The sequence below is a fragment of the Nocardia sp. NBC_00416 genome (genome assembly GCF_036032445.1).
Lineage (GTDB): Bacteria > Actinomycetota > Actinomycetes > Mycobacteriales > Mycobacteriaceae > Nocardia.
In genome coordinates this window covers 1,651,181-1,672,037 of the sequence record NZ_CP107932.1, presented here as the reverse complement: position 1 = coordinate 1,672,037, position 20,857 = coordinate 1,651,181, and the positions used below count along the sequence as shown (strand labels likewise).

Annotated in this window: 18 protein-coding genes; 9 read left to right on the top strand and 9 right to left on the bottom strand. The window is 68.8% G+C overall.

Annotated features, from left to right (window positions below; genetic code table 11):
- Positions 1-82 precede the first annotated feature (82 nt).
- From OG804_RS07420 to OG804_RS07400, 5 genes are all read right to left on the bottom strand, one after another.
- Positions 83-1,099: an NADPH:quinone oxidoreductase family protein gene (locus OG804_RS07420; RefSeq protein WP_328395235.1), complete on the bottom strand. Its 1,017-nt coding sequence runs from the start codon at positions 1,097-1,099 to the stop codon at positions 83-85.
- Between the two features lie 46 nt (positions 1,100-1,145).
- Positions 1,146-1,511: a MerR family transcriptional regulator gene (locus tag OG804_RS07415; RefSeq protein ID WP_328395233.1), complete on the bottom strand. Its 366-nt coding sequence runs from the start codon at positions 1,509-1,511 to the stop codon at positions 1,146-1,148.
- Positions 1,512-1,672: 161 nt separating this feature from the next.
- Positions 1,673-2,494: an amidohydrolase family protein gene (locus tag OG804_RS07410; RefSeq protein WP_328398279.1), complete on the bottom strand. Its 822-nt coding sequence runs from the start codon at positions 2,492-2,494 to the stop codon at positions 1,673-1,675.
- A 112-nt stretch (positions 2,495-2,606) separates the two neighbouring features.
- Positions 2,607-3,674 (bottom strand): nucleoside hydrolase, encoded by a 1,068-nt coding sequence (locus OG804_RS07405; protein WP_328395231.1) that lies wholly within the window; start codon positions 3,672-3,674, stop codon positions 2,607-2,609.
- 81 nt (positions 3,675-3,755) lie between these two features.
- A complete protein-coding gene (locus OG804_RS07400; RefSeq protein WP_328395229.1) occupies positions 3,756-4,526 on the bottom strand; it encodes an MHYT domain-containing protein in 771 nt (256 codons plus the stop codon).
- A gap of 453 nt (positions 4,527-4,979) precedes the next feature.
- Between OG804_RS07400 and OG804_RS07395 the strand changes: the two genes are divergently transcribed.
- The 5 genes from OG804_RS07395 to OG804_RS07375 all read left to right on the top strand — a co-directional run bounded on the left by OG804_RS07395 (position 4,980) and on the right by OG804_RS07375 (position 10,041).
- Complete coding sequence (locus tag OG804_RS07395; protein WP_328395228.1) at positions 4,980-5,210, top strand: hypothetical protein; 231 nt, start codon at positions 4,980-4,982, stop codon at positions 5,208-5,210.
- Between the two features lie 69 nt (positions 5,211-5,279).
- On the top strand, positions 5,280-6,182 hold the full coding sequence (locus OG804_RS07390; protein ID WP_328395226.1) for a Sir2 family NAD-dependent protein deacetylase: 903 nt from the start codon (positions 5,280-5,282) through the stop codon (positions 6,180-6,182).
- An 11-nt stretch (positions 6,183-6,193) separates the two neighbouring features.
- Entirely contained in the window at positions 6,194-6,607 is a 414-nt protein-coding gene (locus tag OG804_RS07385; RefSeq protein WP_328395224.1) for a YjbQ family protein, read from the top strand.
- 27 nt (positions 6,608-6,634) lie between these two features.
- Entirely contained in the window at positions 6,635-7,687 is a 1,053-nt protein-coding gene (locus OG804_RS07380) for a Gfo/Idh/MocA family oxidoreductase (protein ID WP_328395222.1), read from the top strand.
- Positions 7,688-7,836: 149 nt separating this feature from the next.
- Positions 7,837-10,041 (top strand): molybdopterin oxidoreductase family protein, encoded by a 2,205-nt coding sequence (locus OG804_RS07375; protein WP_328395220.1) that lies wholly within the window; start codon positions 7,837-7,839, stop codon positions 10,039-10,041.
- A 61-nt stretch (positions 10,042-10,102) separates the two neighbouring features.
- Here OG804_RS07375 and OG804_RS07370 read toward each other — a convergent pair whose 3' ends face one another.
- The gene (locus tag OG804_RS07370; RefSeq protein WP_328395218.1) at positions 10,103-10,726 is read right to left on the bottom strand and encodes a TetR/AcrR family transcriptional regulator; all 624 of its coding nucleotides are present in this window, start codon (positions 10,724-10,726) and stop codon (positions 10,103-10,105) included.
- 149 nt (positions 10,727-10,875) lie between these two features.
- On the opposite strand from OG804_RS07370, the gene OG804_RS07365 reads away from it, so the two are divergent.
- A complete protein-coding gene (locus OG804_RS07365) occupies positions 10,876-11,832 on the top strand; it encodes an oxygenase MpaB family protein (RefSeq protein WP_328395216.1) in 957 nt (318 codons plus the stop codon).
- Positions 11,833-11,886: 54 nt separating this feature from the next.
- Here the strand turns inward: OG804_RS07365 and OG804_RS07360 are convergent, their stop codons facing one another.
- Both OG804_RS07360 and gndA read right to left on the bottom strand, forming a co-directional pair.
- Positions 11,887-13,632, bottom strand: coding sequence for an N-acyl-D-amino-acid deacylase family protein (locus tag OG804_RS07360; protein ID WP_328395214.1), 1,746 nt, complete (start codon positions 13,630-13,632; stop codon positions 11,887-11,889).
- Between the two features lie 79 nt (positions 13,633-13,711).
- Positions 13,712-15,157, bottom strand: a complete 1,446-nt coding sequence (gene gndA, locus OG804_RS07355; protein ID WP_328395212.1) for an NADP-dependent phosphogluconate dehydrogenase — start codon at positions 15,155-15,157, stop codon at positions 13,712-13,714.
- Between the two features lie 393 nt (positions 15,158-15,550).
- Between gndA and OG804_RS07350 the strand changes: the two genes are divergently transcribed.
- The 3 genes from OG804_RS07350 (at position 15,551) to OG804_RS07340 (ending at position 19,448) form a co-directional block, all read left to right on the top strand.
- Positions 15,551-16,441: an alpha/beta hydrolase gene (locus tag OG804_RS07350; RefSeq protein ID WP_442941860.1), complete on the top strand. Its 891-nt coding sequence runs from the start codon at positions 15,551-15,553 to the stop codon at positions 16,439-16,441.
- 88 nt (positions 16,442-16,529) lie between these two features.
- A complete protein-coding gene (locus OG804_RS07345) occupies positions 16,530-16,757 on the top strand; it encodes a hypothetical protein (protein ID WP_328395208.1) in 228 nt (75 codons plus the stop codon).
- Positions 16,758-16,838: 81 nt separating this feature from the next.
- On the top strand, positions 16,839-19,448 hold the full coding sequence (locus tag OG804_RS07340) for an ABC transporter permease (protein ID WP_328395206.1): 2,610 nt from the start codon (positions 16,839-16,841) through the stop codon (positions 19,446-19,448).
- Positions 19,449-19,457: 9 nt separating this feature from the next.
- Here the strand turns inward: OG804_RS07340 and OG804_RS07335 are convergent, their stop codons facing one another.
- Positions 19,458-20,852, bottom strand: a complete 1,395-nt coding sequence (locus OG804_RS07335; RefSeq protein ID WP_328395204.1) for a condensation domain-containing protein — start codon at positions 20,850-20,852, stop codon at positions 19,458-19,460.
- Between the last annotated feature and the right edge of the window lie 5 nt (positions 20,853-20,857).

The following is a 20,857-nucleotide window of genomic DNA, read 5'->3' as shown; positions in this document are numbered from 1 at the left end:
GGACCCTGTGTCCCGGACGGCGAGCGGTGACCTTCTGCGGTTCCCGGTTGAGGTCGCCGTGGGGATCGATGAAATGGCGTTCCTAGTGCCAGGGATCGAGGGCAAGCTTGCCCCGGGTCTGGCCCGCTTCCAGTTGCTGGAGCACCGCCGGTCCTTCGGCCAAAGGATGCACGCGTGGGGTGCCGGGCGGGTAGACGCCGTGGGCGATGAGAGCCTCGATCTCGACGAGCAACGACTGGTAGATGGACGGGGCCGCGACCGCCATCGCGCCGATGTGCAGGCCTTTGATCTGAACCTGATGGGTGAAGACCAGGTCGTGTGTCGTCAGATCGGCGTCACCGGAAGCGGCTCCGAATACGACGATGCGTCCGGTGAAGGGCTTGGTAACCGACAGGCTGGCCGCGAACGTGGCCTGGCCCACCGATTCCAGGACCAAGTCGACCCCGCCGGTCAGGCGGGTGATCTCCGCAGCCAGGTCGGGGCGGCGGCTGTCCAGCACCTCGTCGGCGCCGAGGGCTTTGACGGTGTTGTGCTTCTCCGGTGAGGCCGCGGCGATCACGCGTGCGCCGTAGTGGCGGGCGAGGCGGACGGCAGCCTGCCCGACGCCGCCGGCCGCGGCATGAACGAGCACCACCTCGCCCGTCTTGATCTCGCCCAGCGGCTTCAGAGCCGCCAAGGCGGTAGCCCAGTTCAGGACCAGGCCCAGGGCTTCGGCGTCGCTCCAGCCGGATGGCACGGGAAGCGCACCCGCGGCCGGCATAGTCATGTACTGCGCGAAGGCGCCCGGGCCGGCTCCGACGACGTGGGTGCCGAGCGGCAGCGGATTCTCGACGTCCGGGCTGATCTCCACGATCTCGCCGGCTCCCTCGAAGCCCGCCACATAGGGTGCTTGCGGGCCTCCTCCGTAGGTGCCATGGGTCTGCATGACATCGGCGAAGTTCACCCCGGCGGCGCCGACGCGGATCAGGTACTCGCCGGGCCCCGGGGTAGGGCGGCGGTGATCCGTTGCCAGAGTCAGATCCTTCGGTCCCCGGTTCGATCGCTGGACCAGTGCTCGAACGGTCTGCTCGGCGGTGTGCTGCTGCTTGTTGATCTCCATGCACCGAACGTAGGAACCTCACACTTACGTCAAGGTCAAGTCGCTGTCAGCGATCAGTACCGCGGGCCTCTCGCAGGTAGGCATCGAGTGCCGCTTGCTGGTCGCTGAGAAGGGCGATGCGAGCAGCGAGCCGGTCGCGATAACCCTGCACCTCGTGCAGGAACTCCGCGCACACCAATTCGGTGCCGGTATCGGATCCGTCGGTGAGGCCGGGCAGAATCTCCCTGATCAACCGCACGGACAGCCCGGACTCCAGCAGCGAGCGGATGACGAGCACCCGGTCGATCGTGGACTGGCAGTAGTCACGGAACCCATTGCTGAAACGCCCAGGGACGATCAAGCCCTCGTCCTCGTAGTGCCGCAACGACCGCGCACTCACACCGCTGAACTTGGAAGCCTCGCCGATCTTCATACCAGCAGCCAACGTCCAGGAGCACCGCAACCTTCCGGCGCTCGCTGCGATGAGTCGACGACCTACTCAGGCGCCGACAACCTCATGTCCCGCAACAGCTAGTGCCCAGCAGCGGTGGCCGGGACCGCCTTCTCCCGTGCGGTTCGGCCCTGGTCGAGAGGTCAGGCGAGACCGAACAGGCCGGCTGCGTTGTGGTAGCAGACCCGCCTCAGCCACTCGTCGCCGAGGTCGAGTCGTTCCAGCGCGTGCACCGCATGGCGGTACGGGTAGGGGATGTTCGGGAAATCGCTGCCGAACAGGATCCGATCGCCGTGGTCGGTCAGGCGCTGCCGGCCGGCCATGGGGAACGGGATATCGGCCTCGGCGAAATCGGTGAACGCCATGGTGGTGTCCAGCCGTACCCCCGGATAGCGGTCGGCGAGGTCGAGGAATTCCTGGTACTCCGGCATGCCCATATGCGCCACGATCAGCGGCAATCGCGGGAACCGCCGGAGCACCGCGGCGATCGGGCCGGGCCCGGTGAACGCGCCGGGCGCCGGGCCGGAACCGCAGTGGATCACGGTGGGCACGCCCGCATCCTGGAGGACGCCCCAGACCGGATCCAGCAACGGGTCCCGGGGGTCGTACGCGCCGACCTGGATATGTGATTTGAAGACCCGGGCGCCCTGATCCACTGCGGCCGGAACGTATTCGGCGGCACCCGGTTCGGGGAAGAAGGTCGCGGTGTGCAGGCACTCGGGAACGTCGGCGGCGAATTTCGCGGTCCACTCGTTGAGCCAGGCCGCCATATCCGGCCGGTGTGGATACACCAGTGCGGTGAAGGCGCGAATCCCGAAGCGGCGCAGGGTATCCAGCCGCACCGATTCCTCGTCACGGTAGGTGATGGGCCACGGCCGGCCGGTCAGCGGCCCGGCGTCGTCGAAGTACGCCCAGACCTTGCGCAGCACCTGGTGCGGCATGAAATGGGTGTGTACGTCGATCATCCCGGGCAACCCCAGCCGCGTCCGGAACTCCGCCAGATACGCCTCGTCGGCCGGAACCTCGGATTCTGCGGAGGTGCTCACATTCGTACTCCTCGACGAGTCGGTCGGCCGGTCAGCGTGGCGGGGTGACGACATCGCCGCGAAGTTCGCCGGGATACCGGGCACGGGCATAGTCGCCGATCCGGGCGATCATGCGATCGAAGAATTCGCCCGGATCGGTGCCGACGACGATATCGGCATTGGGTGCTCGCCCCCACATCCCCGCCCAGTCGGCGACGGTCGTGGCGCGGGTGAGAGTCCCGGCCAGCTCGACGTCCACGGTCGCGGGCCGGGTGCGGGCCAGCGTCGGGTCGAGGGCGACGGCCGCGGCGAACGGGTCGTGCATATGGGCGAGGTAGCCGAGGTCGTAGCCGTCGTGGAAATCGAAATAGAAGCGGACCGCGTCGGTCAGCTGCTTGATGATCGGATTGCTCGCCGCGGACCGGGCCCGGGGCGGATCCGCGGGGGACACCGTCTCGATCGGACGACTGCCGGCGCGTTCGGCCAGCCGGACCAGGTGGGCGGGCCGCATCTCGATGGATTCGGTGATATCGAGTGGGCAGACGATCGGGCGGCGATCCGCCGGGGCGGCGGAGAACGCGTCGAAGACGATTTTCGCGGCCTCGGGATCGACGTGGATATTCCACTCGTTGGTCGGTGTCGTGTTCCCGGGGTGGTTGAACGCCCCGCCCATGACCACGAGCCGGCGCAGCAGCCGAGGGAGTTCTGGTTCCTCGCGCAATGCCAGGGCGAGGTTGGTGAGCGGTCCGGTGCACAGTCCGATCAGCTCTCCCGGCTGCTGCCGGGCCAGGTCCACCCACATCCGGGCCGCGGTGCGCGACGATATCGATCGCGTGGGGGCCGGGAGTTCGGCGTAGCCGACCCCGTGCGGCCCGTGGGTGTCCTCGGTGGTGCGCAGCGGAATCTCCAGGGGATCCGCCGCACCGAGCGCGACCTCGATCTCCGGCGCTCCGGCAAGGTCGAGCCAGGCCAAATTGTTGATCGCGACCTGTGCCGCGGGCACGTTGCCGGCGGTGGAGGCGATACCCGCTATCTCTGCCTCGGGGCTGGCGAGGAGATAGAGCAGGGCCAGAGAGTCGTCCACTCCGGTGTCCACGTCCACGATGATCCGCTGCCGCACGCTACGACCCTATCGAGGTGGGCCGCGGGCGATCCGGCGCGGGTCATGTCACGTGACATGACCCGCGCCGCGGACGGCCGTTCAGTCGCGGGTGGGCCAGTAGTTGTCGGTCGCGGGCCGCCGGGACAGCGCGCCGCCGCCTCCGCCCACTTCGGTGAGCCCCAGGTGGAACAACATGCCCACCGTCATCAGGCTGACGCCGACGATCAGCGGGGTCAGCAGCTGGGCCGCTCCGGCGCCCGACGGCGCCATCTGGTGGTGTTCGCCCACATGCATCGCGTACATCCCGGTGTAGTGCATTCCGGCGACGGCCACACCCATCGCCAGGGCGGCGCCGACGGTGGCCAGGGTGCCGCGCACATTGAGGGTGAACCAGAGTGCCGCGGTCGCGGCGATCACCGCGATCACCAGGGAGAGTGCGACGGTCGCCCAGTCGTAACCGAGCTCGACATCGGTCTTCATGGCGTACATGCCGGCGTAGTGCATGGCGCCCACGCCGATTCCGGTGACCACTCCGCCGACGAGCAGGCTCTGCCCACCGAGTCTGCGCTGCTGGGCCAGGCACAGTCCGAGCCACACCACGATCATGGCGATGACCGCGCTGACGAGGGTCACCGGTACGTCGTATTTGATTGCCGCGCCGTTGATCCGGAAGCCGAGCATGGCGATGAAATGCATGACCCAGATGCCGGTGCCGCCGATGGCGACCGAGGCCGCGATGAGCCAGCCGTCGAACGGCGATCCGCTCCGGACGCGGCTCATGCACCGTAGGCCGAGCAACGATCCGGTGAACGACATGACATACGCGACCACGGGGGTGAGCCAGCCATGGCTGAAGTGGTCGATCTCCACCGGTGGACCTCCTCGCTGGGGTGGAATACCGCCCCCGCAACAGCGGAACACGAGCATTCCAGAATGGTGAACGTGCAGGAGGTGAATTTAAAGGAGTCATGTCATAAAAAACAAGAGCCGCAAAAAGGACATCGGCGCACCTGTGACATGAGTGCGGCGCGGTATCGATCCGACGGGCCACACGTGACGGCCGCCATAGTACCGGGTGGGCTGCTATCCATTCTGGCAATCGATCGGCATCGGCGCGTCCGGTACGGCCGTGGCGCCCAACGCATGCCGGGTCGGCGCTATCGTGCCGGCACCCCGGATGCGGGAGCGGTCCGCGCGGCGCGGCGCGCGAACCGTCGAGATCGTGCGGATGCCGTGCCTCCGCTGGTACGCGGAGCCGTGTTACCGGTTGCGCTGTGCGTCATCTGTCGTGGGCGTAGGCTTCGATCAACTCGAAGGAGACCCATGCCTGGCACATCCAGCCGCCACACGCCCGTCGATCACGAACTTCCCGAGTCCGAACTGGCCGAATTCGCCGAGATCCGCAGTGCCGAACGCGCCGAGGCCGCTCGCCGCAGCGCGGTCGCCGCCCGGATCGTCGCCGGCCACTCCACCGATGCCGCCGACTGCCAGAACCTGTTGGCGATGCTCGGCCTCGACGCGGAAGCGGGCAAGCTCGCCGGTCTCCAGACCTGATCCGGGTGGCGTGCACGGCCCGGGGTGGCGGCGGACGGTGTCCGCCGCCCCGGCACGTACCCTCGTGCCATGCCCGTCACGGCACTGCGCAGCGATGACCACACCGAATGCCGGCCCGATCACCTCGACGAACTCGTCGAACTGATCGGCGGCCGGCCGGTGGTGGTACTGACCGGCGCCGGGATCTCCACCGACAGCGGGATCCCCGACTATCGCGGCCCCGGCTCGCCGCCGCGCAATCCGATGACCTACCAGCAGTTCGTGGGCGATCCCCTTTTCCGCCAGCGGTATTGGGCGAGGAACCACGTGGGCTGGCGATACATGGACGCCGCCCGCCCGAACGCGGGCCATCGCGCCCTGGCCGAACTGGAGCGCCGCGGTGTGGTCGCCGGTGTGATCACCCAGAACGTCGACCTCCTGCACACCAAAGCGGGCAGCCGGCGGGTGATCGACCTGCACGGCAGCTACGCCCAGGTGCGTTGTCTGGACTGCGGGGCGCGGATATCCCGAATGGCTCTCGCCGACCGGATGGAGCAGGCGAATCCGGGTTTCGCGGCGACCTCGGTGACCGGGCTCGAGGTGGCGCCCGACGCCGATGCCGTGGTCGAGGACACCAGTGGTTTCCAGATGGTGGACTGCCTCCGGTGCGGCGGGATGTGGAAGCCCGATATCGTCTACTTCGGTGAAAGCGTGCCGCCCGAACGAGTCGCGGCCGCCTACGAACTGGTGGATGCCGCCGAGGTGATCCTCGTGGCGGGATCCAGTCTGACGGTCCTGTCGGGCCGGCGTTTCGTGCGCCGGGTCGCCCGCAACGGCGGCACGGTCCTGATCGTGAACCGCGGACCGACCCGCGGCGACGAGCTCGCCACCCGGCGCCTGGACGCGGGCTGTTCGAGCGTTCTGTCCGCGCTGGCCGATCGCTACCGGGATCACGCCGCGTCATCGCGGACCGATCGGGCCGGATCCGCGTAGGCTCCCCGGGCATGCGCAGCACAGTCATCGCCGTGCACACCGGCGGGACCGAGGTGGTCCGCGACATCACCCCCGAATGCACGGCGTTCGCGCAGGACGCGGGCGGTGACGGGCTCTTGCACATCTTCGTCCCGCACGCGACCGCCGGCGTCGCGATTCTCGAACTGGGCGCCCACAGCGATGCGGACCTGCTGGCCGCATTGCGCGACCTGCTGCCGGCCGATGATCGGTGGCGGCACGCGCACGGCTCCCGCGGGCACGGGCGCTCCCATGTGATGCCCGCGTTCATCGCCCCGTACGCGATCGTTCCGGTGCTCGACGGCACACCCGCGCTGGGTACCTGGCAGTCCATCGCGCTGGTCGATCTCAATGTCGACAATCCGGACCGTGCGGTGCGGTTGTCGTTCCTGACCTCTGCGGGGTGAGTCCGGCCGCCGGGTAACGTCGGCGGTATGAGCAGCCTCGGAGTCGCGATCATCGGGTACGGGCTGGCCGGTTCGGTTTTCCACGCGCCGCTCGTCGCCGCCGAACCGCGGTTGCGGGTGGCCGCGGTGGTCACCGGTTCGGCCGAACGCGCGGCGCAGGCACGGCGTGAGCATCCGGGGGTGCGCGTGCTGCCCGACGCCGACACCCTGTTCGCCGATCTGTCCGATATCGACGTGGTCGTGGTGGCGACGCCCAATCGGACGCACGCGGCGCTCGCGCGGCGGGCATTGGCCGCCGGGGTCGCCGTGGTGGTGGACAAACCGTTCGCGGTGACCTCCGCCGAAGCCGAAGACCTGCTCCGCTTCGCAGAGGAAACGGGGCAGCTGCTGACCGTTTTCCAGAACCGGCGCTGGGACGGTGATTTCCGGACGGTCGGCCGGCTCGTCGCCGACGGTGCGCTGGGCCGGGTGCGTCGGTTCGAATCGCGCTTCGAACGCTGGCGTCCGGTACCCAAGGGCGGCTGGCGCGAGACGGGCGGCCCGGCCGACGCCGCCGGGATCCTCTACGACCTCGGCAGTCATCTGGTCGACCAAGCGCTCACGCTGTTCGGTCCCCCGGCCACGGTCTACTGCGAACTGGATATCCGCCGGCCCGGCCTGCGCACCGACGACGATATGTTCCTCGCCGTCACGCATGCCGGCGGCGTGCGCTCCCACCTCTGGGCGAATGCGGTGGCGCCACTGCTCGGACCGCGGTTCCGGGTGCTCGGCGACCGGGCCGGGTACGAAGTCCACGGTCTGGACCCTCAGGAGGCCGCGTTACGGGCCGGGCGCCGCCCGGGCGACGGACAGCCGTGGGGGGTCGTGCCCGCCGCGGACTACGGCGTACTCGGCGCCGGATCCGAGTCGGCGCCCTGTGCCACCCTGCCGGGCGAATATCTCGCCTTCTACGCCGCCACGGCCGCCGCGATCCTGGACGGTGCGCCCCCGCCCGTCGATCCCGCGGACGCGGTGCCGACACTGCGGGTGCTCGAGGCGGCGCGGGAATCCGCCGCGTCCGGTGTCGTCGTCCGCCTCTGAACCGCTTCGTTTCGAGATGCACGGGAGTGGGAGACCCAGCTCCGGTGTGCGTGTGATGCCGACAGCCTGTTCCGCACCGGGCGGCACGGCGGCCGGGGGATCTTCTCGAACACTTCTCATGGGGTGCGCCGGAGAGTGATGATGGTGTCATGGCCGCACCGACTCCCGCTGTACCCGCCTCCGGCGTCCGGAACCTGCTCCGCACCTGTCCGCTGTGCGAAGCGGTCTGCGGGCTGGAACTGACGGTCGACGCGCAGGACCGGGTCACCGGTGTGCGCGGGGACAAGAAGGATCCGTTCAGCGGTGGATTCCTGTGCCCGAAAGGCGCCAGTTTCGGGCAGCTCGACGGCGACCCCGACCGGATCACCGAACCCATGATCCGCGACCGCGCCACCGGCGCGTGGCGAACCGCGGGCTGGGCGGAGGCCTTCGATCTGATCGCCGCGCGCATTCCGGCGGTACAGGCCGAACACGGCAAGCAGGCGGTCGCGCTGTACCTGGGCAACCCGAACGCGCACACCGTCGCCGGAACCCTGTACGCACCGGCGGTGATCCGGGCGCTCGGCACCAAGAACGTGTTCTCCGCGAGCACCGCCGATCAGATGCCCAAACAGCTGGCGTGCGGGCTGCTGTTCGGTGACCCGCTCGCTGTCCCGGTCCCCGATCTGGACCGCACCGAGTACATCCTGATGCTGGGAGCCAACCCGCTCGAATCGAACGGTTCGCTGTGCACCGCGCCCGATTTCCCCGGCCGATTGCAGGCACTGCGCGCACGTGGCGGCCGCCTCGTCGTGGTGGATCCGCGCCGGACTCGCACCGCCGCCCGCGCCGATGAGCATGTGTTCGTGCGGCCGGGCACCGATGCCTACCTGCTGTTCGGCATCGTGCACACGTTGTTCGCCGAGGATCTCGCCGATATCGAAGTCGAGGTCACGGGACTCGGCGAGCTGCGGGGCGCGGCCGCTGAATTCGATCCGGATACCGTGGCCACCCACACCGGTGTTCCCGCCGACACCGTGCGGCGTCTGGCCCGTGAGCTCGCGGCGGCCCCGACCGCGGTGGTGTACGCCCGGATCGGTACCTGCACCGCCGAATTCGGCACGCTCACCCAGTGGCTGGTGGACGCGATCAATGTGCTCACCGGCAATCTCGATACGCCGGGCGGCGCCATGTTCGCGACCGCGGCCGCCCGCGGGATCGTGCGGACCAAGCCGTTCCGGCCGGGGCGCTGGCGCAGCCGGGTGCGCGAACTTCCCGAGGCAATGGGCGAATTGCCGGTGGCGACCCTGATCGACGAGATCACCACCCCGGGCGAGGGGCAGGTCCGCGCGCTGATCACCGCGGCGGGCAACCCGGTGCTGTCCGCACCCAGCGGTGCCCGGCTGGACGCGGCATTCGCCGGTCTGGACTTCATGGTCAGTCTGGACTGCTACCTCAACGAGACCACCCGGCACGCGGATGTGATCCTGCCGCCGCCGCGTCCGGTCCAGTCACCGCATTACGATTTCGCGCTGCTGAATTTCGCCGTCCGCAACTATGCGCGTTACTCGCCGCCGCTCGTGCCGCTGGGGGACCGGCCGTCGGAGGCGGCGGTCTATGTCCGGCTGGCCGCGGCGGTCGGCGGGCTGCCGCACAATCCGGCGCCGGACTACGATCCGCTGGCGGCCTTCGACGAACTCGTCATCGACACCACATTGCGGCAGGCCGGTCTGGCGCAGCGGCGTCCCGAACTGACCGGGAGCACGAGCACCGAGCAGCGCCTGGATCTGATGGTGCGACTGGGCCCCTACGGCGAGTGGAACGGCGGCGACCTGAGTCTGCGCACACTGCTGGACAACCCGCACGGAATCGACCTCGGCGCGCTGCGGCCCCGGCTGGCCGAAGTCCTGCGCACCGCGTCCGGCAAGGTCGACCTCGCGCCGGAGCTGCTGCTGGCCGATATCGGCCGGCTGCGCGCCGGGTCGGCGGCCGTACCAGCGGATCTCGTCCTGATCGGCCGACGCCATCTGCGCTCCAACAACAGCTGGATGCACAATGCCCCCCGGCTGGTCGGTGGAACCAATCGCTGCACGCTGCAGATCCATCCCGACGATATCGCCCGCCTCGGCCTGGGGGAGCGGGCGCTGGTGAAGTCGGCGGTCGGTTCGCTGACTGTTCCGGTGGAGGCGACCGATTCGATCATGCCGGGGGTGGTGAGCCTGCCGCACGGATGGGGTCATACGACCAGCTCCCAGCAGGTGGCGCGGGAGAACCCGGGTGTCAACGTCAATGTGCTGACCGATGATTCGATCCTGGATGTCCCGTCCGGTAACGCGGTGTTCAACGGTGTCCCGGTGTCGGTGACCCCCGCCTGACGACCGCGGCCCGCGGGATTCTCAGCGGTAGGCATCAGCGGCCGGAGCCGTGGGACGAGGGTCAGCCGCCGCCGGGATGGGGATACATGAGCGGTGCGAGATAGCGTCGGGCGAAGGCCCGGGCCGCCTCGGTGTCGCCGAGCGGCAGCACGCCGCGCGGGTTGGAGATGAAGGAGACGGTGAGCCGGACGAACAGTTCGGCCACCACCTCCGGGTCGAAGCCGCCGAGTTCACCGCGGTCCTGCCAATAGGTCAGGAACTGGGCGACCAGGCCGCGTCCCTGCTGGATCACGTCATCGTCGGTGAGGAAGTCGGCGAGCTGTCCGGCGCCGCCCGATACGCGCAGGCTTCGGGTGAGCAGTTTGGGCGCGGTGGCCTCGCCGACGAACGCGGCGAACATATCCGCCAGTGCGCCGACCGGTCCCGCCGAGCGGTGCATCGCGTCGGCCACGATCATCGCCAGCCGCTGCGATTCCGCCATCAGCGCGTATCGGACCAGCGTGGATTTCGTGCCGAAGCGGCGGTAGACCGTCGCGACGCCCACTCCCGCTGTCTCGGCGATCCGCACCATGGTCGTCTCCTCGAAACCTTGGGCGGCGAAACATTCGCGCGCGGCATCGACGATCCTGCGCGATCTGGTGTCCAACTGCTGCAGTTCGGTCCACTGCGCAGCGGTCGTTTCCATTCGGGTCAGCCTACCGGCTCGATACCGGGGCGGGGGCGGCGCGGGGACCGGGCGGGCGCGCTGAACCGTGGATGGAACGGTGGCCGAATGATAGAATGAAGGCTCTGTATCTATCATTTCTGTTTCTTCTTCCCGCCCGAGGTGACGAGATGGCGACCCACGCAACGGAGCGCACCGCCGAAGAGTCGACCGACCCCCGAGTCCGGCCCGAGGTACTACGCGAATTCCGCAAACATTCCGGCAGCGTCCTGGCCGGCGTCTTCGCCGGGGCCGCCTTCGACCAGGTGGCGCTGGTTCCGGTCGCCGCCGCCGTCGACCGGACCGGCCGGTTCGACCGGAACTTCGCTGATCGCGGCGTACGCAGCGGCGTCTCGGCGATGATCGCGCTCTGGGGCGATTCCGACGACCGGCGGGCCGAAGCCGAATGGCTCAAGCTGCGGCACCGCGAGGTGCGCGGATCCGGTACCGCGGCATTCGGCGAGGTCAAGTACAGCGCCCTGAATCCGTTCAGCTGGAAATGGATTGCGGTGAGCGGCATCTTCGTCGTGCTCAATACGTTCACCTACTGCACGGGCACAGACCTGCGTCCGGAGGAAGAGGAGGCGGCCTATCAACAGTTGCGTGCGGCCTTCGCGGATCTCGAACTCCCCAGTGCCGGCGGGAAACTCCCCGCCGATCTCGCCGAGGCTCGTGCGTATTACGACCAGATGGCGACGCAGGAACTGGCCGAGAACCCTTTTCTCGTACAGAAGTTCGCCGATCTGACGAAGCTGCCGCTACCCACTCTCGGGTTGCCGTCGCTGGCCCGCCGGGCGCTGACACCCATGTGGCTGCTGGTTCGTCCGGTGGCCGGACATGTGATCCAGGTCTGTTCTTCCAAAGCGCTGCATCCCGCCGTGCAGCAGCTCACCGGATTCGAACTCGTGCCGCGCCACGATGTGGAATTCGCGCTCTACGTCCGATTATTGCAGCTGGCATGGCGTGTTCTGCCCGACATGCTGCTGATGCAACCCCTGGCGTACAACCGCTTCCAATACGAGAAGCTCGTGGCCGTCTGCCGCAGCTATGGTCTCGAATCCTTCGCGGTGCCCGCCGACCGGCACTGACCCCATCCGCCGGCTGTCCGCACGCCGTGCGCCGAGCGCGGTGGGTGTCGCGAGTCAGCGCTGTCCGGCCCGGAGGAAGCGTCCGGTGCGAGTGGCGCCGAGGGTCGAGTCGGCGGTGCCGTCACCGAACACGTAGTGCCCGCCGATGTACACCGCCGACACCGCGGCGTCGTTGCGGTTCACCATGCGTTCCAGGCCGCCGTACTGAGCCACCGGGCTCTCGGCGTAGGCGTCGAGCGAATCGTCGAGCCCGGCGGGATCGACGACGACCAGATCGGCGCGGTCGCCCTCACGGAGGCGGCCCGCGTCGATGTCGTACCAGTCGGCGAGCTCGCCGGTGAGCCGGTGTACCGCGCGTTCGAGCGAGATGACCGGTTCACCCGCCTGTTCGGCGCGATACATCCGGCGCAGGAACCGGAGCCCGAAGTTGTAGAAGGCCATGTTCCGTAGATGCGCGCCCGCGTCGGAGAATCCGAGCTGGATACCGGGGTGCGCGGCGAAGCGGTCCAGGATCTCGGGCCGATGGTTGGAAATGGTGGTGCGCCAGCGCAATTCGGTGCCGTGTTCGAGCACCAGATCGAGGAACGCGTCCACCGGGTGCAGCCCACCGCGGTCGCGGCCGACCTGCCCGAAGGTCTGGCCGACGACCCCTTGGTCCGGGCAGCTCACGATCTCGGCGTCGAAGAAGTCGCGGTGCCAGACCCGCAGCCCGAACTTCGCGTCGTAGTCCTTGCGGAACCGGCGGCGATAGTTCTCGTCGGCGAGTAGCGTGTCGCGTTCCACCCGGTCGGCCAGGTGCAGAGCCGCCGCACCGGAGCCGAACTCCTCGAAGATCACCAGGTCGATGCCGTCGGCGTAGACCTCGAACGGCACCGGGAGATGCTGCCAGCGGAAATTACCGCCGAGCGCGTTCACCAGGCGCGCCAATGTGCCGATGAGGACGACCGCGAAGGGGTTGGCCTTGATGTCGGCGGCGGACAGGAGAGTGGTCTTCAATCTCTTGCGCCCGATGCCCAGGCTGCTGAAGATCATCGCCCCGAGGCTGCGCGGCGAGGTGATGTCCGGTCCGCCCTGCAGAACCCGCCCGCGCCGGCGCAGGATCGCGTTGAGACGGCGCCGCTCCTTTGCCCGGGCGTAGGTGGAGGGCAGGGTGCGGGACCGGCAGGTCTCACCGTCGACCTTGTCGAACAGCAGCTGCTGCGCCGACAGCCCGAGGAATCCGGCGTCGAGTGCTTCGTGCAGCGCCGCTTCCATATCGGCCATCTCCGCGCGGCTGGGCCGCACTTTCTTTCGGGTGGCCCGATCCAGTCCGAGCCGAGCTGTCCGGATATCCGAATGACCCAGCATGGCGGCGATATTCGGTCCCAGCGGCAACTGTTCGAGCGCGGTCACGTACTCGCTCGCCGAGCTCCAGGTCTTCGTATCGGCGAGGGTGTCGATGACATGACCGCGCGGAATGGCCTCGACGCGGCCGAAGATATCGCCCGCGCCGGTGGGGTCGATGTGCACGGTGGACAGCGAGCACGAACCGAGGAGGACGGTGGTGATGCCGTGCCGGACCGACTCCGCGAGCGCGGGGGATTTCAGCACCTCGATGTCGTAATGGGTGTGGATATCGATCATCCCCGGCAGCACCCATTTTCCTGCGGCGTCCACCACGTCCGGGCAGCCGGTTTCGTCGAGGGGCTCCGCGGAGACGGTGACGACCCGGTCGCCGCGTATTCCGAGATGGCGCACAGCGGAACGCGCCCCGGTGCCGTCGAACCAGCGGCCACTCTTGATGATCGTGTCGTAGCTCACAACCCCATTGCAACTGGTCATATGACCCGGAGTCAAGGGGGCGGGGTCGCCGGGCGGGGGACCACCCGGCGACCGGCGCTCAGCTGGTCCGGACCTCGCTGCGGTCCTCGCTCCACAGGGTGTGGTACTTGCCCTCGGCGTCCACCCGCTCGTAGGTGTGCGCGCCGAAGAAATCGCGCTGCGCCTGGGTGAGTGCGGCCGGGAGGCGCTCGGCGCGCAACGCGTCGTAGTAGGACAGCGAGGAGGCGAAAGCCGGGACCGGGATCCCCAGCAGCGTCGCGGTCGCGACCACTCGGCGCCAGCTGTCGATCGCCGTTTCGATCGCGTTGCGGAAGTAGGGGGCCAGGATAAGGCTCGGCAGCGCCGGATCGTTCTCGTAGGCTTCCTTGATCCGGTTCAGGAAGCGGGCGCGGATGATGCAGCCGCCGCGCCAGATGGTGGCGAGATCACCGGGGTGCAGATCCCAGCCGTATTCGGCGCTGCCCGCGGCGATCTGATCGAACCCCTGGGCGTAGGCGACGACCTTGGACGCGTAGAGGGCCTGCCGGATGTCCTCGGTGAACTGCGCGATATCGGTGGGCTTGGCAGCCAGTTCGCCGGAAGCCAGACCCTGGGCGGCCGCCCGCTGGCCGCGCGAACCCGACAGCGCCCGCGCGAAGACGGCCTCGGCGATACCGGTCACTGGGACCCCGAGATCGAGCGCGGATTTCACTGTCCAGCGGCCGGTGCCCTTCTGCTCGGCGGCGTCCACGATCACATCGACCAGAGGCTTACCCGTCCTGGCGTCGACCTGCTGGAGTACTTCGGCGGTGATCTCCACCAGGTAGCTCTCCAGGTCACCGGAATTCCACTGGGTGAAGATATCGGCGATCTGCTTCGGGTCCAGGTCCAGCGCGGCCCGGAAGAGGTGGTAGGCCTCGCCGATCAGCTGCATATCGGCGTACTCGATACCGTTGTGCACCATCTTCACGAAATGCCCGGACCCGTCGGGGCCGATATGGGTGCAGCACGGGGTGCCGTCCACCTGGGCGGCGATGGACTCCAGCAGGGGGCCCAGCGATTCGTAGGATTCCGCGGGACCGCCCGGCATGATGGACGGGCCGTTGAGCGCCCCCTCCTCGCCGCCGGAGATCCCGGCGCCGACGAAGTTCAGCCCGCGGGCGCGCAGCGCTGCCTCGCGGCGAATGGTGTCGGTGTAGAGGGCGTTACCACCGTCGATGATGATATCGCCGGTCTCCATGGCGTCGGCCAGTTCCTCGATCACCGCGTCGGTGGCGTCACCGGCCTTCACCATGATGAGAACACGGCGCGGCTTCTCCAGGGCGGCGACGAACTCCGCGACGGTTTCGGTGCGGACGAAATCACCGTCGTCGCCGTGCGCGGCGAGCAGCGCATCGGTTTTGGCGACGCTGCGATTGTGCAGTGCCACGGTGTACCCGTGCTTGGCGAAGTTGCGGGCGATATTGCTGCCCATCACCGCCAAGCCGGTGACCCCGATCTGTGCGCGCGCTGTGGAGGACGCCATCAACCAGCTCTTTCGTTCGACAGTTCCAACATTTCGGCGGGTTCCACCGTTGCCGCGGTGATCGGTGGAGACCGTCCGCGAGCACAACGACTGCCCTGTGTCATTTCTACCGGGTGACGCTTCGCGCGCGTGCGCAGACCCGCCGACAACGGTCCGGGGCGGTCCGGGTGCGCGGAGACGCCGCGGTCCGCCGCCACCCCCTACGGAGCACGCCGGGGCGGCTCGTGACGATCTCACGCCGCGCCGAGTAGTGCTCGCGCGCAACGGAATGAGAGGTTTCGCCCACGCCGGATCGGTGCGGCGTGTCGGCGCCGCCGGCCGTTGTGTCGCGGTGCGAATGGGTATCCCGGGGATGTGCGGTACAAATATCTGTTCGCGGTGCTGGCCGCCGCGATGTCACTTGTCGTGATCTGTCCCGCCGCGGCCGACCCGGGTCCCCGGGTCGACGCGGAGAAGCCGCTGGGGGAACGGGCGGTCCAGATCGATGTGTATTCCCCCGCGATGAACCAGGTGGTGCGAAATCGGGTCATCCCGGCCGCGGACGGCGGTCCGGCGCCCACCGTGTACCTGCTGACCGGTATCGGCGGCGGAGCCGACGGTATCTCGTGGTGGGACGATACCGATGTCCGGCATTTCTTCGCGGACAAGAACGTGAACGTGGTGATGCCGATCGGCGGCGCCTACTCGATGTACACGGACTGGCTCACCGACGACCCCGCGGTGGGCCGCTCCCGGTGGCAGACCTATCTCACCGAGGAACTGCCCTCGGTGGTGGACGCGCGGTTCGGCACGACCGGCCGCAACGCGGTCGCCGGGGTGTCCATGAGCGGCGGTTCGGCGGTGGACCTGGCCATCCAGGCGCCCGGCCGTTATCAAGCGGTCGCGTCCTACAGCGGCTGCCCGTGGTCGGCGGACGCCGCGGGCGTCGCGATGGTGAGCGCGCAGGTGCTGCGCGGCGGAGGCAACCCCGGCAATATGTGGGGCGTGCCGGGGGCCGCGGGCTGGCAGATCCACGACGCGTTCCGGCACGCGCCGAGGCTGGCCGGGAAAACCGTCTATCTGTCCGCGGCGTCGGGCGTCCCCGGCGCTATCGACCGGGGCTGGGGGTTCCCGCCCGTGGAGGCCGTCGCCAGTGCCTGTACCGCGGCCTTCGCCGGTCGGCTCGGGCAACTCGGGATCGGGGCCGTGCACATCGACCGGCCCGCCGGTGCGCACACCTGGGGTCAGTTCGAATACGACCTGCACGACTCGTGGCCGCACCTGGCGCGGGCCATCGGTGCGTGATCGCCGGGTGCGGGTCTCGCCCGGGCACCGCCGTTGTCCCGGGAGAGCGTGCCGAGCGCGGCCGCCACGTATCGGCGATCATGGGAGCATGAAGGAATCACGGTGCACCCACTGTGCGGGCACCGACCTCGAGCCCGGCTTCCTGGAGGATCGCGGTGAGGGTTCCGCCGGGTATCTACGCTGGATCGAAGGACCGCTCGAGCGCGGAATCTTCGGTGGCGCCAAACGATTCGGGCGACCCCGCCGGGTGGTCGACGCCCACCGGTGTGTCGCCTGCGGTCATCTCGAACTGTTCACCCGTCCGGAACTGGAATGATCGGGCGTCCTCCGGACCGATGCGCCGCCGAAATATGAATCGGCACAGGGATTCGCCGCGGGCATAGCCAGATCACCGCGTATGGACGAGGATGAGCCGGAATCGGAAACGCTGACCCGGTGCTGGCCGGGACGGGGGTGTGCGGGTGTACGTGCGGCGAAACGGGACGGGCCGTCGGCGCGGCCGGGGTATGTGCTGATGGCGGCGGTCTGGGATCGTTTCCGCCTGTTCAATATCGGCGACCTGCTGGTGCATCGCGGGCGGAGCCTGCTTGCACTGACGGTGATGGCTGTTTCCGCGGCACTGCTGGTCGCGGTGTTCAGTATCTCCGGTTCGGTGACCGGTTCGGTGGACAAACTGGTCGCCGGTCTCGGCGGTGACGCCGTGCTCGAGGTCAGCGGGATCACCGACGCGGGCTTCGGACAGGACCTGCTCGGCCCGATCGCGGCGACCCCCGGCGTGCGCACGGCCGTGCCGATGCTGCGCGCGCAGACCGGCGCGGACGCCGACCGTGCCCTGCTGGTGGGGGCGGACGCCCGGATCGCCGAACTCGGCAGTTCACTCACCGGATCGTTCGGCGATCAGGCGCCGAAACTGCTCACCGTGCCCAACGGTGTGCTGACCGGAGCGGCCATGGGCTACCGGGAAGGAGAAACCTTCCCACTCGGAAACGGCACCGCCACAGTGGCCGGTGTCCTGGACGCCGACGGCGCCGGACAGCTCAACGGCGGCTATCTGGTGGCCACTACCCTGGCCACCGCCCAGAATCTCACCGGACGGGTCGGGCAGCTGGATTCGGTGCAGATCATCGCCGAGCCGGGCGCCGATACCGGCCGGTTGCGCACCACGCTGACCGATATCGTCGCCGGCCGGGCCGTGGTCGCCGATCCCGGATTACGGGCCGCGCAGGCCGGCGGCGCGGTGCTGATCATCCGCTATTCCACCTTGATGGCCGCGGCGGCGGCCCTCGTGGTCTCGGCATTCCTGATCTACAACGCCATGGCCATGGCGATCGCCCAGCGCCGCCCCACGCTGTCGCTGTTGCGGGCGATCGGCGGGCGGCGCGCTCCGATGGTGCGCGATCTGCTGGCCGAGGCGGTACTGGTCGGTGTGGTCGGCGGTATCGTCGGCGCGGGGGCCGGGATCCTGATGGGTCGCGTCGCCATCGGGCAGCTGCCCGCCGCGATCGTGCAGTCGGTCGAGGCACGCACCGAATACCAGGTGCCTGGATACGCCGTCCCGGTCGCGATCGGGTTGTGTGTGCTGGCGAGCGTGCTGGCCTCGGCCTTCGCGGCTCGCGCGGTGTACCGGGTGGAACCGATCGAGGCACTGGTTCCGGTGGGCGCGGCCGCTACCGACACAGTGCGACCGGCGCTGCGCTGGGCGGCGGTGGTGCTGGGCCTGGCCATGGTCGGGTCCGCGATCTACTCGGCCGAGAACGATTTCGGGCTGTGGTCGCTGACATCGATCTCGCTGTCCTTCGGGGCGGCGATCGTCCTGTGCTTCGCCGCGACCGGACCCATCGTGCGCGGAGCGGGTGCGATCGCCCGCTTGTTCGGCGGACCCGGCGCGCTCGGCGCGACCACTCTGGAACGTGCGCCGCGCCGGGTGTGGGCGACGGCGATGACCGTCCTCATCGGGGTATCGGCGGTCGTGTCCACCGGTAGCGCCACCCGGAATGTGGTCGATTCTGCGGGTGCGAGTTTCGAGAATCTGGCCACCACCGATTTCTGGGTGACTCCGGGATCCATGGCCCAGTTCCCGACGGGCCCGCTGCTGCCCGACGGCCTGGAGGAAGAGCTCGAGGCGTTACCCGGTGTGGCGGCGGTGAACCCGGCGCAGCTGGCGTTCGCCAGTATCGGCGCGGGGCGGGTGCTGCTGCAAGGGTTCCCGGCCGACGCCGACAACACCCGGCTCAGCTCGGAGATCACCCCGGAGGTGGGTCGCCGGCTCGTCACTGGGCAGGGTGTGGTGGTATCGCGCGATGTCGCACGGTCGCTGGGTGTGTCCGAAGGGGACACCGTGACCCTGCCGACCCCCACCGGCCGCCACGATGTACCCGTATTACAGGTGATCCCGTACTTTTCCGCGATCGCCGGCGTGGTCATGATGGATCTCGAACAGATGCGCACGTGGTACGAACGCCCGGGGGAGACCACCCTCGCGGTGGATCTCGCCCCCGGCGCCGATCCGGAAACCGTGCGGGCCGCGTTGCGCCGGGTAGTTCCCCCGGATCTCTACATCGATTCGGGGGACGAAGCCGTCGCGGCCACTTCGGGCAGCTTGCGGCAGGGGACCGCGCTGGCCACCAACATTCTCTGGATTGTGGTGCTGGTCGCCACCATCGCGCTGCTGAACACGCTGATGCTCTCGGTTCTGGACCGCCGCCGGGAGATCGGGGTGTTGCGCGCGATGGGAACCAGCCGGCGTTTCCTGCTCCGATCGGTGCTCGCCGAGGCGGCCGGGATCGGGGTGATCGGCGCCACCCTGGGCCTGCTGGTCGGGGCGGCGGTGCAGTATCTGTCCGCGATCGCCATCGGGCACGCGCTGACCATCGATGTGGTGTACGAGCCGAGTCCGCTGCTGGTCGTTTACGGTTCGGTGGCCCTGGTGCTCGCGCTGCTGGGGTCGGTGCCGCCCGCGCTGCGGGCCGCGCGGATGCCGATCGTGGAGGCGTTGGCCGTGGATTGACCGGGTGACCTACTCGCGTTCGCTCGCCGCGGCGCGAAGGATGCGGCCGAGCGCGGCGAGGTAGCGGTCCACTGATTCGTGCGCGACAGCGTTATCCGGATAGATCACGCTGATCGTCGTCTCGGTGGGCAGCCGGTTGATCCAAATGAGGGCCTCTTCGCTGGCCGCCCGGTTCCCGTACAGGCCGCCGCGGGCGATATCGAAATACTCGCTGCCCGCGAAATCGCGGGCGTCGACATAGGAGATCATCGGATTGGACCAGTTCGGCCCGACCGAGATCCCGCTGTCGGGCGGCACCAGTTCGAGCACCCGGTGGATGGTGGTCGTTGTGAGGCGCATCCCGTTCTCGTAGGCGCGCTGGGCCCGCGCCACTGTCCTTTCGAACGAAGCCCGTCCGCCGATCGGGAACGCCACCGGGACCAGGGCGACATACCAGCCGACGGAGGCCATCTCTTCGAAGGTCGTCCGGGTGTTGAGCGGGGTGATGCCGAAGTAGTAGTCGCTGTCGGTGAGTTCGCGTTCGGCGAGCGCCGCCCCGGCGAAGACCCCGCCCGCGAACTCACCGCCGTTGTCGCGGCACACCTTCTCGAACCGGGCGGCCTCGTCCTCGCCGAACAGGGGCACCGTGCGGTGGGCGCTGCGATCCGAGTCGCCGCCGCGCAGCCCCAGATCCAGTGGGAAAGAGGGGAGCTCACCGTCGTTGCCGCGGAGCAGCCGCAGCCAGGTACCGACCTCCGGCGAGGCGAGGGTGAGCTGGGCCGAGGCAGCCCGCTCCCGGGCACAGTACTGCGTATAGCTCGCCGGCAGCGGTATGGGCGGGATCTGCCCCCAGGCGTGCTTCGCGTACGAGCAGGCCAGGTCGAAGCACGAGATATGTTGTCCCACACCGTCGGTGTGCAAATGGTCCACGGCCAGGCACACGGTCGTGGATTCGGCGTGCGCGATCGTCCAGAAGGTGAAGCAGTCCCACTGCGGCGGCGGGGGTGTCTGTTTCTGTACGAGATCGCGGATCGACTCGGCGTTGTCGATATGGCCGTGGTCGACCGGAGCGAATTCGATCTGTTCCGGTTCGAGCAGGTGGCGCCGGATGGTGCCGTCGGATTCCGAGGAGAACCAGCTGCGGAACGTGTCGTGCCGCTCGAGGAACTCGTTGACCGCCCGGGTCATCGCGTCCTGATCGAGCACCGCGGGAACCTCCGCCGTGACCAGGCACAGTCCGGAGCCGCGGCAGCCGGCGCCGGCGTTGCGGTAGGCCTGGCGCAGATAGTGTTCCTGCTGATGTGACGGCGGCGCGGGATGGATCGGCGCCGCCGCCGCACCGGCCAGCGATTCGGGTGTCGCCACCCAGCTCACGACCCGGCCCGGTGCGGGATTCCATTCGTCGATGAGACCGAAATCGACCATCTCTC

Excerpts from the sequence above, each read along its gene's own strand:
- OG804_RS07370 (WP_328395218.1), bottom strand. The coding sequence starts at position 10,726 with ATGGAAACGACCGCTGCGCAGTGGACCGAACTGCAGCAGTTGGACACC.
- OG804_RS07415 (WP_328395233.1), bottom strand. The coding sequence starts at position 1,511 with ATGAAGATCGGCGAGGCTTCCAAGTTCAGCGGTGTGAGTGCGCGGTCG.
- gndA (WP_328395212.1), bottom strand. The coding sequence starts at position 15,157 with ATGGCGTCCTCCACAGCGCGCGCACAGATCGGGGTCACCGGCTTGGCG.
- OG804_RS07350 (WP_442941860.1), top strand. The coding sequence starts at position 15,551 with ATGTCACTTGTCGTGATCTGTCCCGCCGCGGCCGACCCGGGTCCCCGG.
- OG804_RS07395 (WP_328395228.1), top strand. The coding sequence starts at position 4,980 with ATGCCTGGCACATCCAGCCGCCACACGCCCGTCGATCACGAACTTCCC.
- OG804_RS07380 (WP_328395222.1), top strand. The coding sequence starts at position 6,635 with ATGAGCAGCCTCGGAGTCGCGATCATCGGGTACGGGCTGGCCGGTTCG.
- OG804_RS07390 (WP_328395226.1), top strand. The coding sequence starts at position 5,280 with ATGCCCGTCACGGCACTGCGCAGCGATGACCACACCGAATGCCGGCCC.
- OG804_RS07335 (WP_328395204.1), bottom strand. The coding sequence starts at position 20,852 with ATGGTCGATTTCGGTCTCATCGACGAATGGAATCCCGCACCGGGCCGG.
- OG804_RS07385 (WP_328395224.1), top strand. The coding sequence starts at position 6,194 with ATGCGCAGCACAGTCATCGCCGTGCACACCGGCGGGACCGAGGTGGTC.
- OG804_RS07340 (WP_328395206.1), top strand. The coding sequence starts at position 16,839 with ATGGACGAGGATGAGCCGGAATCGGAAACGCTGACCCGGTGCTGGCCG.
- OG804_RS07375 (WP_328395220.1), top strand. The coding sequence starts at position 7,837 with ATGGCCGCACCGACTCCCGCTGTACCCGCCTCCGGCGTCCGGAACCTG.
- OG804_RS07410 (WP_328398279.1), bottom strand. The coding sequence starts at position 2,494 with ATGATCGACGTACACACCCATTTCATGCCGCACCAGGTGCTGCGCAAG.
- OG804_RS07420 (WP_328395235.1), bottom strand. The coding sequence starts at position 1,099 with ATGGAGATCAACAAGCAGCAGCACACCGCCGAGCAGACCGTTCGAGCA.
- OG804_RS07345 (WP_328395208.1), top strand. The coding sequence starts at position 16,530 with ATGAAGGAATCACGGTGCACCCACTGTGCGGGCACCGACCTCGAGCCC.
- OG804_RS07365 (WP_328395216.1), top strand. The coding sequence starts at position 10,876 with ATGGCGACCCACGCAACGGAGCGCACCGCCGAAGAGTCGACCGACCCC.